The sequence below is a fragment of the Microbacterium daqui genome, assembly GCF_050408675.1.
Taxonomy (GTDB): domain Bacteria; phylum Actinomycetota; class Actinomycetes; order Actinomycetales; family Microbacteriaceae; genus Microbacterium.
This window is the reverse complement of record NZ_JBNTKF010000035.1, coordinates 1-14,282: the sequence shown is the minus strand read 5'-3', so window position 1 is coordinate 14,282 and position 14,282 is coordinate 1. Positions and strand designations below refer to the sequence as shown.

Annotated in this window: 12 protein-coding genes and 1 pseudogene; 4 read left to right on the top strand and 9 right to left on the bottom strand. The window is 64.0% G+C overall.

What is annotated here, in order from left to right; translation table 11 throughout:
• Positions 1–254: 254 nt before the first annotated feature.
• From ACQUSY_RS13065 to exaC, 3 genes are all read right to left on the bottom strand, one after another.
• On the bottom strand, positions 255–2,276 hold the full coding sequence (locus ACQUSY_RS13065) for an HNH endonuclease signature motif containing protein (protein WP_428904882.1): 2,022 nt from the start codon (positions 2,274–2,276) through the stop codon (positions 255–257).
• A gap of 461 nt (positions 2,277–2,737) precedes the next feature.
• Positions 2,738–3,139, bottom strand: a complete 402-nt coding sequence (locus tag ACQUSY_RS13060; RefSeq protein WP_428904881.1) for a DUF779 domain-containing protein — start codon at positions 3,137–3,139, stop codon at positions 2,738–2,740.
• 348 nt (positions 3,140–3,487) lie between these two features.
• Complete coding sequence (exaC, locus tag ACQUSY_RS13055; RefSeq protein ID WP_428904880.1) at positions 3,488–5,035, bottom strand: acetaldehyde dehydrogenase ExaC; 1,548 nt, start codon at positions 5,033–5,035, stop codon at positions 3,488–3,490.
• A 213-nt stretch (positions 5,036–5,248) separates the two neighbouring features.
• Between exaC and ACQUSY_RS13050 the strand changes: the two genes are divergently transcribed.
• Complete coding sequence (locus tag ACQUSY_RS13050; protein ID WP_428904879.1) at positions 5,249–5,779, top strand: P-loop nucleotide/nucleoside kinase family protein; 531 nt, start codon at positions 5,249–5,251, stop codon at positions 5,777–5,779.
• A 67-nt stretch (positions 5,780–5,846) separates the two neighbouring features.
• Here ACQUSY_RS13050 and ACQUSY_RS13385 read toward each other — a convergent pair whose 3' ends face one another.
• From ACQUSY_RS13385 to ACQUSY_RS13025, 6 genes are all read right to left on the bottom strand, one after another.
• Positions 5,847–6,155 carry a DUF6198 family protein gene (locus ACQUSY_RS13385; protein WP_489685724.1) on the bottom strand — a complete coding sequence of 103 codons (309 nt, stop codon included), beginning with the start codon at positions 6,153–6,155 and terminating at the stop codon, positions 5,847–5,849.
• On the bottom strand, positions 6,107–6,385 hold the full coding sequence (locus ACQUSY_RS13045; RefSeq protein WP_428904878.1) for a DUF6198 family protein: 279 nt from the start codon (positions 6,383–6,385) through the stop codon (positions 6,107–6,109). The genes ACQUSY_RS13385 and ACQUSY_RS13045 overlap by 49 nt, the downstream gene beginning before the upstream one ends.
• Before the next feature lie 344 nt (positions 6,386–6,729).
• The gene (locus tag ACQUSY_RS13040) at positions 6,730–8,052 is read right to left on the bottom strand and encodes a GAF domain-containing protein (protein WP_428904877.1); all 1,323 of its coding nucleotides are present in this window, start codon (positions 8,050–8,052) and stop codon (positions 6,730–6,732) included.
• 361 nt (positions 8,053–8,413) lie between these two features.
• The gene (locus ACQUSY_RS13035; RefSeq protein ID WP_428904876.1) at positions 8,414–9,847 is read right to left on the bottom strand and encodes a CCA tRNA nucleotidyltransferase; all 1,434 of its coding nucleotides are present in this window, start codon (positions 9,845–9,847) and stop codon (positions 8,414–8,416) included.
• Between the two features lie 45 nt (positions 9,848–9,892).
• Positions 9,893–10,150, bottom strand: a complete 258-nt coding sequence (locus tag ACQUSY_RS13030) for a DUF6458 family protein (protein WP_428904875.1) — start codon at positions 10,148–10,150, stop codon at positions 9,893–9,895.
• 111 nt (positions 10,151–10,261) lie between these two features.
• Positions 10,262–11,782, bottom strand: coding sequence for a DUF7059 domain-containing protein (locus tag ACQUSY_RS13025; protein WP_428904874.1), 1,521 nt, complete (start codon positions 11,780–11,782; stop codon positions 10,262–10,264).
• A gap of 177 nt (positions 11,783–11,959) precedes the next feature.
• On the opposite strand from ACQUSY_RS13025, the gene ACQUSY_RS13020 reads away from it, so the two are divergent.
• The 3 genes and pseudogenes from ACQUSY_RS13020 to ACQUSY_RS13010 all read left to right on the top strand — a co-directional run.
• A complete protein-coding gene (locus ACQUSY_RS13020) occupies positions 11,960–12,202 on the top strand; it encodes a hypothetical protein (protein WP_428904873.1) in 243 nt (80 codons plus the stop codon).
• A 93-nt stretch (positions 12,203–12,295) separates the two neighbouring features.
• Entirely contained in the window at positions 12,296–12,769 is a 474-nt protein-coding gene (locus ACQUSY_RS13015) for an S-ribosylhomocysteine lyase (RefSeq protein WP_428904872.1), read from the top strand.
• Positions 12,770–12,870: 101 nt separating this feature from the next.
• A pseudogene (locus ACQUSY_RS13010) lies at positions 12,871–14,282 on the top strand (hypothetical protein); the annotation flags it as partial.

Here is a 14,282-nt window from a genome sequence, read left to right as displayed (position 1 = left end):
AGCGCAAGACACACGCAAACGCGGTCAGTTGAGCGATGAGTCACGTCCAGCAGCAAGTACCAACACCGAGCCTGTCAGCAGACACCGTCGGCCACCACCCACACTGACAGTTGAGCGAGGACGCGTAGCGACCGAGACGAAACGGATCGACTGGATCGAATCGGCTGGGATACGGCGGCCAGGTTTTGACGGGGCTGCTGGGGCGGGGTCGCGACGGTCGATCCTTTGCGATGGCGTACCGACGGTCCGGAAATCTACTGGCGTATCGGGTACGCGTTGCTGGGGAGCGTGATGTAGCCGCGTCGGCGGGCAGAGTCGTGCCGTGCGGCTCGGGACGGTCGGGAAGTTGGGGGTGAGGATGCGGGGCATCGATCCGAACTCGGTGGGATAGACGCAGTGGTTCCCCTCGACCGACTACCCGTCGATCCGCTACCCGCCAGGGCTGTGCTGGACCGACCTGTGCCGCGCGGTGCGGGGGTGTTTCGGGTGGGTCGGGGCGTGCGTGAGCCCGATGGTGGGGAACCGGCGCCGCCGGTGGGCCGGGAGTTCGCCTGGTTTGGCCGGAATTGGCGGTCGGGGAGGGTGAGGTGGTGCCATGCGTAGGTTAGTGGGGCGCGGGGTGGGAGGATTTGGGGTGGGTGGTCGGGGTGGGTGAGGGTGAAGTCGCCTGTGCCTTCGCGTGTGATGCGCCAGTGGTTGTTGTGGAGGGTGAGGTGGTGGTACTGGCAGAGCAGGATGCCGCGGTCGATGTCGGTGTTGCCGCCTTCTTCCCACGGATCGATGTGGTGCGCTTCGCAGTAGGAGGCGGGGCGTTCGCAGCCGGTCCAGCGGCAGCCGCCGTCGCGGGCGGCGAGTGCCATGCGCTGCTTCGCGGTAAACATTCGCGACGTGCGGCCCAGATTCAACGGGTTGCCGTCACCATCAACGAGGATGCGTGTGGCACCAACGTCGCAGAGGTGTTGGTCGGCGATCGTGCCGGGCAGCGTGCCGAGACCATCTTCGGCATGCGCGACACTCACGCGCTGGCCGTTATCGGTGATGACCTGCACGAGACGAACACCCGCCTGACGCGTGCCGAACACCGACTTCGCGTCGGCGAGGATCCCGGCACGGAAGATGTCGGCCATGAGGTCGTGAGCGAGTTGATCGTTGCTGCGGGGATCGTTCGCGAGCTCTTTCGCCGCCGCATCTTCGGCGGAGTCCACGAACCTCGGGCCGCCGGTGCGGGGGCGAAGGGCTGCGTCGAGGGCGGTCTTGACGGCAAGGCCGGTGATGTCGTCCATGATCCACGTCGCACGCATTGCGCCGGTATCGAGCTGACGGATTTGGAACGCGCGCGCGTCATGCCGCCGCGTAAACCGACGCTCCGCACCCTCCGGGTCGAGAACGTCGCGCACGCTGCGGGCGTGGGCTTGGAGGTCGCTGAGCATCCGCACCTGCGCCTCCGCGATCAAATCAACCGCAGCCTGCCGCCACGCCTCCCGCGCCTGCAAATCGAAAGCGTCAGCGTCGTCGCGAGTCACGGCCACGCCGTCGTCGCCAACGAGCCGCGTGAAGTCGTCATTGACCGGACCGCCGTTGATATCGCGCTTGATCTGGGGCGGGTCACCAAGGCCGGCGGTAATCGCGTTGAACTGCGAACCACTCAGCACACCCGAACGATTCGCGACCTTCAACGCGTCATCCCACGGCAGCAGCGTCTCATCAACCTCGTCATCGAGGTCGGCGTCTTCGCCGCTCTCCCCGCGTGCTTTCGCTTCAGCCTCAGCTTTGGCGCGTGCTTCTGCTTCGGCGACGGCTTGCGCTTCACGCTCCGCGTCAGTCGTCGCCCCATCCGGACGCGCCGCCGCACCGGTGACTTCCGTCACACTTTCAGCGACATTCACGAGACGCGTGGCCTCAGCCCTACTGATGCCAAGGTCTGCTTGCAGCATCGAAACCGCCGACCGATGCCCCCGCTTCGCCGCCAAACCACCATGACCAAACTCACGACTCGACCGCGCCGCAACAATACCGGTCATCGACTGCATCATTGCAGCCCACCGCCGGTTCACCGCAAGCATCTGGGCTTTCACAACCAACAACTGGTCATCACTCAGCGCACCCAACCGGGCAGCAAACTCCCGACCCGCCGCCAACTCCGCCGCATCATCCTGCGCGCCGGCGTCATGCTCACACACAGCCGAATCGCTCGCCACGCAATCACGCACAGCCGGATCACTCTGACGCCCGCAGAGCGCGGGGATCAGAGTTTCGAGACCGGTGGTGATTGCCATGTTCTATTCTCGCACTACTGTTCTAAACGTGTCAATAGCTTTCTGAAATGAATTGGTACATATTTACGAATCTGGTGTCGAGTCTGGGGGAGGTTGGCTCAACGACTTGTGCGTTGGTGTCTGGTCTACCGTTTCCGCATGCTCAGGTGGCACGTTCGACGGGATTGTGGAGACGTACCTCAATCAGCACGGGTGGGGAGGAAGCGCCGACGCGCACCGATGCGGGGTGCATGGCCAACCAAGCGCCGGGGTGCGCCAAGCGAAAGGCCGGGGTGGCGCGTTTCGGCTCGGTCGCTGCGCGTCCTCGCTCAACCCGTGCGATGCCGGAGAAACCCGGGCATCACGCCCCGTTCGATTCGATCTCGTCCATACGCACCTCGACCCCTACACATCCTCACCCGACGAACGGTGGGGCTACCAGCACCTACGCGCAACGAGAACACCCGCCGCGCGAAAGCCCATCACCGCCCCGCAGCCCGCTCCCCAAGCAGCCCGAAGTGCAGCACTTCGTCGTCGGTCAGCATGCGTGATCGAATCAAAAATCGCTTCCCGGTCGGACTCTCCACACTGAACCCCGCACCACGCCCGTCGACGACGTCGATCGTGAGGTGCGTGAATTTCCAGTACTCAAACTGGGACTCCGACATGTACACCTCGATCGGCTCGAGCCCGTCAACGTGCAGCGATCCGAGGTGCACGTCGACGGCACTGAGCATGTACATCCCCACCGGATAACACATCGGCGCACTGCCATCACAGCATCCGCCCGACTGATGAAACATCAGCGGCCCGTGCTGCCCGGTCAGCTGCCGCAGCAGCTCGGCCGCCTCATCGGTGACGGCCACCCGCGAAAATTCACTCATCACTTGCTCCTCTTCTTCGAGACGCATGCCAATCAAAACACCGCTCCGCTGGTTCCGGAACCACCTGCTCCCCTCTCCAAAGAAGAGTCGGAACCATCTGGTTACGAAATGCGCACACCCTCACCGATTCGATTCAGTAGGTACGTTTCGTCTCGGTCGCTCCGCGTCCTCGCTCAACGACCGAGCAAGAAACCGAAACCCTCCCCCAACGCCAATAAATGAAGGGTGGGAGCAGGAGCGGCCCTGCTCCCACCCTGGTCTGTGGGGACCCATTGTTCACCCGGGCGCCGGCGCCAGGAAGGGATTCACAATCCGGCGCCCGGGGAGGTCAATTGAACAAGACAGGGCTTAGAAGAAGCCCATCGGTCCTTCGGCGTAGCTGACGAGGAGGTTCTTCGTCTGCTGGTAGTGCTCGAGCATCTTGAGGTGGTTTTCGCGGCCGATACCCGACTGCTTGTAGCCACCGAACGCTGCGTGCGCGGGGTACTGGTGGTAGGTGTTGGTCCACACGCGTCCGGCTTCGATCGCACGGCCAGCGCGGTAGGCGGTGTCGCCGGAGCGGCTCCAGACTCCGGCGCCGAGGCCGTAGAGCGTGTCGTTCGCGATCGAGATGGCGTCGTCGAAGTTCTCGAAGCTCGTGACTGAGAGCACGGGCCCGAAGATCTCCTCCTGGAAGATGCGCATGTCGTTCGTGCCTTCGAAAACGGTCGGGGCGACGTAGAAGCCGTCAGACAGGTCGCCGCCGAGGTCGACGCGCTCGCCACCGGTGAGCAGCTTCGCGCCACCCTCCTGACCGATCTGGATGTACGACAGAATCTTCTCGAGCTGGTCGTTCGACGCCTGCGCACCGATCATGGTGGCGGGGTCGAGCGGGTTGCCCTGCACGATCTTGCCGACGCGCTCGAGGCCGTCGCTGAGGAAAGAGTCGTAGATCGATTTCTGCAGCAGCGCACGCGACGGGCACGTGCACACTTCGCCCTGGTTAAGCGCGAACATCGTGAAGCCTTCGAGGGCCTTGTCGTAGAACGCGTCGTCCTGCTGCGCGACGTCTTCGAAGAACACGTTCGGCGACTTGCCACCGAGTTCGAGCGTCACCGGAATGAGGTTCTGCGACGCGTACTGCATGATCAGGCGGCCGGTCGTGGTCTCACCCGTGAACGCGATCTTGCGGATCTTCTTGTGCGACGCGAGCGGCGCGCCAGCCTCGATACCGAAGCCGTTGACGATGTTGATGACACCGGCCGGCAGCAGGTCACCGATGATGTCGAATAGGAAGAGAATCGACGCCGGCGTCTGTTCGGCCGGCTTCAGCACGATGCAGTTACCCGCCGCGAGCGCGGGCGCGAGCTTCCACACGGCCATCAGAATCGGGAAGTTCCACGGAATGATCTGCCCCACCACACCGAGCGGCTCGTGGAAGTGGTACGCCACCGTGTTCTCATCGAGCTGGCTGAGGCCACCCTCCTGCGCACGAAGCGCGCCAGCAAAGTAGCGGAAGTGGTCGATTGCGAGCGGAATATCGGCGGCGAGCGTCTCACGAACCGGCTTACCGTTTTCCCACGTCTCCGCGACCGCAATCGCTTCGAGGTGCTGCTCCATACGGTCAGCGATCTTGTTCATGATGTTCGCGCGCTGCGTGGGGGAGGTCTTCTTCCACCCCTGAAACGCCTTCCACGCGACATCAACCGCGCGGTCAATATCTTCGACGGTGCCGCGGCCAACCTCACAGAACGGCTTGCCGTTGACGGGCGAAATGTTCTCGAAGTATTGCCCCTTGATCGGCTCGACCCACTCGCCACCGATGTAGTGGCCGTAGCGCGCACGATAGTTGGCAACGGATCCGGCTTGCCCCGGAGCGGCGTAGATGCTCGATACGCCTTCTTCAACAATGGTCATGAGCTGTCTCCTTTGACATCAGGTGCGATGTGAATCGCGTTGCACAGAAGCTACGCCGCGCAACGTTGCACAACCTTGCACGTCACTATGGCCTCGCTGAATCCCGCGAAATTCCGGGGATTCGGAACCATGGGTACGGCTGAGTGCACTGGCGAAAGCGAGCCAGTCTGCGCGACGATGGAACCATGACGTCACGACTGCGAGGACTGCCGGATGCCTGACCGGCTCATCGTCCTGAACGGCATGCCCGGATCCGGAAAGACGACCCTCGCAAGCCCCCTCGCGGCCTTACTGGGCGTGCCCCTGGTATCCAAAGATGCAATCAAAGAGGCGCTCGGGGATGCGGTGGATGCCCAGCTCCCGACCCGCGCCGTCGGCGCCTTAGCGTCCGACGCGCTGTGGCGGATCGTCGGGATGTTGAACGGCGCTGTGCTTGTCGATTCCTTTTGGCTTGCCGGACGTGACGAGGAATGGTTCCGTCGCGGTTGGGAGTCCGCTGGCTCGCCAGCGGGTCTCGAGGTCTGGTGCGAAGCTCCGCGCCAGATCATGCGCGAGCGCTACCTGACCAGGCCCCGGCACGGGGTGCACGACGATCAGGGCCGCGTCGACGAGTGGGAGGCCTGGGCGGCGAAAGCCCGCCCCATGACCGGGCTCCCCATGCTGTGCATGGACACCTCCGGCCCCGCCGATGTTACCGATCTCGCGCACTCGATTCGACAGGCGTTGCTCAGCGAAAGCAAATGATGGACGACTCTTCCCCGGCCGACTCGAGGCCAGGGTCGCATGGAGCGGGGCAGCATGTTTCGTCTCGCTACGCTCGCTCAAGGGCCGAGGGGTCTCGCTCCGCCCGCTCAACGGGCGGGGCGGCGACCGCCCGGGCGCTGCGGGCGGAGCGCCAGCGCTGCATGCGCGGCAGCACCAACCCGATCAGTGGACCCACCCCAAAAGCGAACACCACGGTTCCGACTCCCACCGGTCCGCCCAACGCGAACCCCAAAACCAACACTGATCCCTCGATGACGGCGCGTACGAGCCACACGGGTCGGCCGGTGCGAGCGACGAGACCGGTCATCAGGCCGTCGCGGGGCCCCGGGCTAAAGTCGGCGGCAACGGAACCCACAGCAGCAGCAGCACAACCGACAGCGCCACCACGACGGCACCAAAACTCAGCGGCACGTGCTTCGCGGTGCCGACGGCGAGCACGTCCCACGGCGCGAGCCCAATGCCGCCACGAATCATGAACGCGAGCGCAACTCCGTAGAGAACGAGGCCGACCAGCAGCTGCAACACACGCTCAGTGGAGTCGCGCACGCCGGTGACGGGAAGAAAGATGGCTCGAAGCAGTCGCATGAACACATGGTGCTCTGCGATGGCGGCCGCATTTCCGGTCCACTTCACGCAAAGTCGACTGTCATAAACGGGCCAGTCTGCGCGTCGATGGCACCTCACAACGACCCTGTTCGACGCGCGACCGCACCTCGCATACCTGATTCCCGACTTTCAGAACCCGACCGGCGCCTCGTTCACCGACGAAGAGCGCGCCCGCATCACGGCAACCGCGCGCAGCACCGGCATGCTCCTCATCGCCGACGAGACGTGCGTAGAGCTTGACATTGACCAAGACTTCACGCCGCACCCGCGATCCACGACGGAACCCCCCACAAAAACCGCACACCACGTAAGCTGACGGTGGTTTAGGCGAGGCGCTCGATGCGGCTGACCAGCATCGAGCGCTTCGGCGATCTTGCGGGCAACAGTTCAAGCGCGAGTTGCAGCACCTCGAGGTCGTCTTGGCCAGCCTCGGTGTCGGCGTATTCCAGCAGCACCTCGACGCTCGCCTCGGCGATGAGGGCTTCGCGAAGGGCCGTGCGCACCGTGTTGCGGAAGTCTTCGACACCGGGGGAGACGGAACCAGTGAGCACGTCGCCGGTGTACGCCGCGAGTGCGACGCGGTGCGCTCCACGATCAAGTAGGGAGAGCACGTGGTGGGCGTCTGACTCGAGTGCGGGTTTGAGGCGGTACGGGCGGGATTCGAGCTCGACGAAGGGCGCGACGCGAGCAAGGAACTTACGTAGGCGCACCATTTCGGGGCGGAGGGTGTCAATGCTCGCGCCTTCGCCATAGACGAGTTCGGTGAGGCGTTCGGCGGAGAGGCCCTGACGGTTCACGACGAGCATGAGCAGAATCTCAGCATGACGAGCACCCAGGGGGGTGTGCGTGGCAACGCCCTCACCCTCAACCGCGAGGTAAGCACGCTCCTGACCGAGCACGCGCAGGCTGGCGCGTGCGGTTTTTGCCGGAGCGCGGCGGGGCGTGGTTACCGGGGCTTGCGGCTCCGCACGTTGGCGCAGGCGCGCAACGAGAAGTTCGGATTCGACGGCACGCGCGGTGGCGTCAACGAGAAGCTGAGCCTGAGGCGTCACGGCTTCAACGCCGCCCGTCACATCGATAACGCCGAGAATTTCGCGGGTTTCTGGGTCACGCACGGGTGCCGCGGTACACGACCACGGCTGCACAAACCGATTGAAGTGCTCTGCACCCTGAATCTGCACCGATTGGCCCAACTGCAACGCGGTTCCGGGAGCCGACGTGCCGACCTTCTGCTCCGACCAGTTCGCGCCGGCAACGAAGCCCATGTCGCTCGTGAGGGTTTGAATGCCGTGGTCGCCCTCGACCCACAGCAGGCGGCCCGCTGCATCGCCGACCGCGACGACGACGCCAGAACTCGCGGCATCGCCCGGGATGAGAAGGGCACGAATCATGTCGCGCGCACCCGCGAGGGGGTGATCGCGCCGGTAGGCCTCGATGGCTTCGCGCGTGAATTCTAGGGGAGGGAGGTCTTCGGCTCCGACCGCAGAAGCAAGGGAACGACGCCACGATTCGCGCACGAGTTCGCGCACATCGAGAAGACGGGCATCGCCAAGGTTGCCCGCAATGATTTCTTCGTGCGCGCGCTCCACCAAGAGGCGCGATGTTTCGGGGGTCACACCGCGCGGTGCTGACCACTGTGACGTCATGGGTTCCTCTTCGAACACTGGCATCCAGTGTAAGCACGTAGCCTCTCACACACCCAAAACCGAACGACTGCCGCGTTTTGTGCACTTTGAGACACAAATTCATGCTCAATTTGAAAATTTTCTTTTCGCAGACTCTGGTGACCGTCAAAATGTCTACTTGCGGCGAAGGTTGCGGCTTATAACGCTTTGAACATGAACAATGTATTGAGAATGCTTAAAGCAAGCCAGATTCCACACATTTATATCCGTCTGACCAGGCTTTATTGAATTGGTTAGAGTTACATGAGAAAACTCTTGACCCAGCGATTGTCGCACCCCTGTGGCCACCGTGTCGCAACTTAGCGACACCGTCACCCGCCGGTCACTCAACGGCGCGTGCACTCCACCACTCGCGCAGCCGCGCTTCCGCGGCCTCGACACCGATCATGCCTTCGTCGAGACGAATGTCCATCAAGAACTTGTAGGCCTCGCCGACTTCGCGGCCGGGGCCGATGCCCAGGATCTCCTGGATCTGGTTGCCGTCGAGTTCGGGGCGGAGGGAGTCGAGCTCTTCCTGTGCGGCGAGCTCGTCGATGCGCTTTTCGATGTCGTCGTAGGCGCGGGCGAGGCGGGCAGCCTTTTTCTTATTGCGGGTCGTGACGTCGGCGCGCGTGAGAATGTGTAGTTCGGCGAGCAGGTCGCCGGCGTCGCGCACGTAGCGGCGTACGGCAGAGTCGGTCCACGCGCCTTCGGCGTAACCGAAGAACCGCAAGTGCAGCTCAACGAGTTTCGCGACTGCGGCAGTCGTGTCGTTGTCGAACCGCAGCGCCTGCAGGCGCTTCTTCACCATGCGCGAGCCAACCACGTCGTGATGATGAAATGTCACGCCGCCGTTCGGCTCGAGCTTGCGGGTGCGGGGCTTGCCCACGTCGTGAAGTAGCGCCGCCAAGCGCAACGCGATGTTTGGTTCCGCGTCGCCAAAACGCTCCTTCTCATGCTGAATCGCCTGACGCAGCACGGTGAGCGAATGCTCATAAACGTCTTTATGGTGGTGGTGCTCATCGACCTCAAGCTGAAGCGCCGAAACTTCGGGCATGAACTCATCGATGAGCCCAGTCTCGACCATAAGGCGGATGCCGCGCGAGGGGTCGTCGGTCTGCAGCAGGCGCACGATCTCCGACTGAATGCGCTCGGGCGAAACGATGCTGATCGTGGCGCGCAGCGCTGCGATGGCCTCGAGGGTCGGCTCAGCAACCTCAAACTCCAGCTGCGACGCGAAGCGCGCGGCACGCAGCATGCGCAGCGGGTCGTCACCGAAGCTGATGTTGGGGTCGATCGGGGTGCGCAGCACGCCCGCCACGAGGTCTTCGACACCGCCGGTCGGGTCAACGAGTGTGACCGACGGAACCTTGAGGGCCATTGCATTGACGGTGAAGTCACGACGGGTCAGGTCGGCGTCGAGATTGTCGCCAAAGGCGACAACGGGCTTGCGCGTGACACCGTCGTAGGCGTCGGCGCGGTACGTGGTGATCTCAACGTTTTCACCCTTGACGCGTGCGCCAATGGTTCCGAATGCCCGCCCAATGTCCCACTGCGTCGTCGAAATCGGGGTGACGATCGCGAGAATTTCGTCGGGCAAAGCGTTCGTTGTGAAGTCGAGGTCGTGCGTCGGGCGCCCGAGCAGCGCGTCTCGCACCGGGCCGCCGACGAGAGCGAGATCTTTGCCGGCGGCCGCGAACGCGTCAGCGACGGTTGCGACAACGGGAGAGGTTGCGACTGCTTGAAGGCGTGCGAGACCCTCCACCATGTTCAGCATCCTTCGAGCCTACCGAAACGGTGCTGAACGCACGATGACCGGAGACTAGACCTGGTCGTTAGGCAGTTGTGTCTCGGTGCGCGTCACGCGGGAGCCCGACGCCGGGTCGACCTGCGTCGATGAAACGCTTGACGACGAACGGCGGCTGAACATGATGCCCAGCCCAATAAGGAACATCAGGGCACCGGCGCCCATCATGATGTACCCGACAAGGTCAAGATCAATCCAGTCCACCTGGAAATTTAGCGCGAACGCCAAAATGGCACCGATCACAAAGATGAAGATTCCGAATCCGATGGTCATGCTGCCTCCTCAAGGGATGTTCTGCACTAGTTGTGGCCGCGAGTCTATGGGATCCCGTAGCGGAGAACTAGAGGGTTGACCCGCAGAGGCGCTTTACGGTATCTCTTGCGGTCAAGCGACGTGCAGGAACCCACCCATGATGAGCTCGCGCACGCGGGGGAGAAGGTCGGCGCGGAGCGCGACCGGGTCAACCTCCCACAGGTGAGCGATCGCGTCGTTGATCTGTTGCAACGAGAGTTCGCCGTCACATGCACCAACGAGCGCCGCCAGATCGGGGTCGACAGAGAGTGCACGACCAAAACCCGAGCCCTGATTCAACTCGATGACCGTCGGGTCTTCAGCGCCGGGAAGGTAGTGACGCTTTTCGGTCACATCGGGCGCCGCCACGAGGTGCAGAGCGGCCAGGTCGTCATCATTCAACGCGCCAACCGCGTCGTGTGCGGCGAGCATGTCGGCGAGGTGCGCACCAATCGTGCCCTCCGCCGGAATCGGTGTCACTACCCGCTCAAAACGGCGTAGCGTCGGCTCACCCTCGAGCGGACGACGCAGCAAAACGTACCCAAACCCGATCGCCGTGACGTTGCGGTGCGAGAAGTCGTCGAGCCACGCATCGAGCAGCCGCTCGTGCGCATCGGTGCCCTGCACGGTTCCGCCATCGCGAATCCACAGCGCGGCGTACTCGGCGGGATCGAGCTGTTCTCGCTCAATGACCCACGCTTCGAGCGGCACCGGCGATGCCTCGACCCATGACCGCACGCGGTGCAGCCCATCGGTGCCCCAACGGTACTCCCAGTTGCCCAAGAACTGCGCGATGCCGCCGGGGTTCAGGTGCTCCCCAACGCCCGCGAAAACAGCGGCCACGAGGTCGTCCCCCTGCATGCCGCCGTCGCGGTACTCGTACGCGGGTACGTCGTCGCGGCGCGGCGTAATAACAAACGGCGGGTTCGACACGATGCGGTCAAACGTCTCGCCGGCGACCGGCTCAAACAGGCTGCCCGCCCGCACGTCAATGTCATCGACGCCGTTCAGCAGCGCGTTGAACCGCGCAAATGCGAGGGCGTTCTCCGAAATATCGGTTGCGACAACACGGTCGGCGTGACGACGCGCACGCAACGCCTGAATTCCGCACCCGGTGCCGAGGTCGAAGACGCTACCCGCGGGAGTCGGAACCTGGAGTCCGGCAAGCGTCAACGATGCGCCGCCGACACCCAAGACATGGTCGTCGGGGAGCGGGCCACCGAGTGCCGTCTCGTCGAGGTCGCTCGCGATCCACCATTCGCCGGCACCGGCCTCATCGACAAAAGACTGCGGCCGAATCAACACGGTGGGCGCACACACGTCATCTCCGGCCACGAGGCCCAGGGTGCGCACGCCGTCGATGCCAACGGTCGGCAGCGCTGCAGCGACATCGACCGTCGGCTGCGCGATACCGAGGACGAAAAGGCGGGCGAGGACCGCCACCGCGTCCGTACGATTCTTGAGTGCTCGCAGAGCCGGCACCCTGGTTCCGCGTGCGAACGCATTGTCGGCTGCAACGCCCCACGCGGCGCGAATGCTCTCTGACGTAAAGCGCGCCTCGCGAAGGTCGGTGGCGAGCGCGGCGATCAGAGCGGAATCAGCGTGAATATGCACCTCTCTATTGCAACACGCGTAAGAGCGTTGTGTTTATACGGAGGCGGAACCACAAAATTGCGCAATTTGGGTTGTGCAAGCATGAGGCGGGGCCGGAACGCTCGACGGGCAACATGAGACCGTCCTAATCTTCGAGGGTGACGTGGAGCACGCCACTGAGTTCCTTTGGGAGGGTAAATGTCCATCAAGCGCATCGCTGGCACCGTCTTGGTCGCCGGTATTCTCACGTTCGGAGCGATGCCAATGCTGGCAACCTCCGCTGTTGCCGCACCGCACTCCGAGCAGATGGACGGTAGCGACCACGGCAACGCCAACAAGCCCGCTCGCCAAGACCCGCAGCCAGACAAGGGTAAGGACTGCATGGAGCACGGCCGCTGGGGTGGCATCAATGAAGACCACTGCGGTGGTGACCTGAAGTAGTCGACAGATGTCGAACGGTGTCGCGCGTGTCGGATCCGCGCGGCACCGTTCGCTATGTTCGAAGCACCCCATTCTTTGAACAACGGAGAACTCATGGCCGAGGTTGAAAGCTTCACGCTGGATCACACCGCAGTACTCGCACCTTACATTCGCCTGATCGGCGTGAGCGCGGGCCCACGCGGTGACGAAATCTCCAACTTCGACGTGCGCTTCGTGCAGCCGAACGCGGGCGAGATTCCCACCGCGGGTCTGCACACGATCGAGCACCTGCTCGCGAGCCTGCTGCGTGATCGTCTCGACGGCGTCATCGATATTTCCCCGTTCGGGTGCCGCACAGGCTTTCACCTCATCACGTGGGGTCAGCCCACCGTCGAGCAGGTCGCCGTCGCCATCACCGAGTGCCTCGAGTTCATCGGGAACGAGGCCGAGTGGAGCGACGTGCAGGGCGTATCAGCTGAGGGCTGCGGCAACTACCGCGATCACAGCCTGCACAGCGCCCGCGAGTGGGCGAAGGTTATCGTCGCTCAGGGCCTCAGCCGCGACGCTTTCCGCCGCGTCGGCGTCTAAGCGCAGCCGCCCTGATTCTGGCCGGGCTGCCAGGGTAGTGAGAGGCCCCTGCCCTAGAATCAAGGCAGTCGTGTGGCGTGTGTTCACCCGACCCCTGTGAAATGACCACGACGCGACCTCTTCCTTCAGCCCTGCGCTGGCGCCACGCGGCGACGCTGTGCGCCGCGATGCTTGTCGTGGGTTCGGGCCTCGTGATCGCACCCGCCGCTTTCGCCGCAGAAACTCCCACACCCACGCCCGCCGTGTCGCCAGTGACGCCGGCTCCGGAGCCCACGGCTGACGCCGGAGTCGGAACCATGGTTGCGGCTGCGCGCGCGGGTGGCGTCTTTGAGCCCGGCACGGATCTCGTCGTCGACGTGCGCCTCACCAACGGGGGAGCGAGCACGACTGTCGCGGGCACCGCGACGATGCGCGTCGGCGCCACCGCGCTCGCCGACGAAACGTCGATTGCCGATTGGTTGGCTGGCGGCACGGTCACCGGGCTCTTCACCGATATTGGCACCGTGGCGGTGGCCCCGGTCAGCGCCGGTGCCACCACGAACTTCGAGATGACGGGCTCGCGTATTGTCACGACGCTGACGGATCTCACCCCCGGCGTCTATCCGATTGAAGTGTCGTATGTCGCTGGCACCGTGACGCACACAGACCACACCGTCATCATGGTTCCGCAAGCCGGCGACAACGTTTCTGTCGTGGTTCCGTTCACGGCCCCCGCCATAACTTCGGGGCTTCTCACGCCCGCGGCGTTGGCCGAGCTCACGGATGCTGATGGTGACCTCACGCTCGCGTTGCGCGCCGCGCAGCAGGCCAACGTGATCGTCGCCGTTGACCCCGCGATCATTGCCGCCATGCGCGTGCTGGGTAGGTCGGCGCCGGCGTCGGTGCAGGCGTGGCTCACCGCATTTGATGAGCTCGACAACGACATTTTTGCGCTGCCGTTTGCAGATCCTGACATCGCCACGCTGGTGGCCGCGGGCCAGCCCACGCTGGGGCCGACGTCGCTCACTCGTTACCTCGACGCGAGCTTCACGCAACCGATCGATGCGGCAACGCCGACGCCGGGTGCCACGCCCGGTGCCGTGCCGACGCTCGATGAGTTGCTCGCGATTCCTGGCGCGTTCGACGACCTGGTGTGGCCGACGGGCGGAACCATGACGCAGGCAACGGCGGAGTGGGCAGCGGCCGAAGACAAGACGGTGTTGGTGTCGTCGGCGCAGGCTGATGCTTCGCAGGCGCATGTCACGCTCGATGGCAGTGGCGCTGATGCCCTGGTTTATGACGCCGAACTGTCAGCGGCGCTGTCGATTGCGGTCACGGAGAACGACGCGGTGTTGCGCAACGACAGCCTCAGCACCGTGCTCGCGCTGGCGAGCATGACGAACGACAGTCGCGTGCTCGTGGCTCTCGAGCGCGGGCTCGAGTGGGACGAAGCAGCGACGACCGACACACTGACCGCTCTCGAAGAGGCGTCGAGTGGGCGACTTGCTGGCGAAGTGAGTCTGCGCGCGCAGAC

What these genes read in the sequence shown, in the direction of transcription:
- ACQUSY_RS13030 (WP_428904875.1), bottom strand. Translation starts at nt 10,150, where the DNA reads ATGACCATCGGATTCGGAATCTTCATCTTTGTGATCGGTGCCATTTTG.
- exaC (WP_428904880.1), bottom strand. Translation starts at nt 5,035, where the DNA reads ATGACCATTGTTGAAGAAGGCGTATCGAGCATCTACGCCGCTCCGGGG.
- ACQUSY_RS13015 (WP_428904872.1), top strand. Translation starts at nt 12,296, where the DNA reads ATGGCCGAGGTTGAAAGCTTCACGCTGGATCACACCGCAGTACTCGCA.
- ACQUSY_RS13040 (WP_428904877.1), bottom strand. Translation starts at nt 8,052, where the DNA reads ATGACGTCACAGTGGTCAGCACCGCGCGGTGTGACCCCCGAAACATCG.
- ACQUSY_RS13065 (WP_428904882.1), bottom strand. Translation starts at nt 2,276, where the DNA reads ATGGCAATCACCACCGGTCTCGAAACTCTGATCCCCGCGCTCTGCGGG.
- ACQUSY_RS13035 (WP_428904876.1), bottom strand. Translation starts at nt 9,847, where the DNA reads ATGCTGAACATGGTGGAGGGTCTCGCACGCCTTCAAGCAGTCGCAACC.
- ACQUSY_RS13045 (WP_428904878.1), bottom strand. Translation starts at nt 6,385, where the DNA reads ATGCGACTGCTTCGAGCCATCTTTCTTCCCGTCACCGGCGTGCGCGAC.
- ACQUSY_RS13020 (WP_428904873.1), top strand. Translation starts at nt 11,960, where the DNA reads ATGTCCATCAAGCGCATCGCTGGCACCGTCTTGGTCGCCGGTATTCTC.
- ACQUSY_RS13060 (WP_428904881.1), bottom strand. Translation starts at nt 3,139, where the DNA reads ATGAGTGAATTTTCGCGGGTGGCCGTCACCGATGAGGCGGCCGAGCTG.
- ACQUSY_RS13050 (WP_428904879.1), top strand. Translation starts at nt 5,249, where the DNA reads ATGCCTGACCGGCTCATCGTCCTGAACGGCATGCCCGGATCCGGAAAG.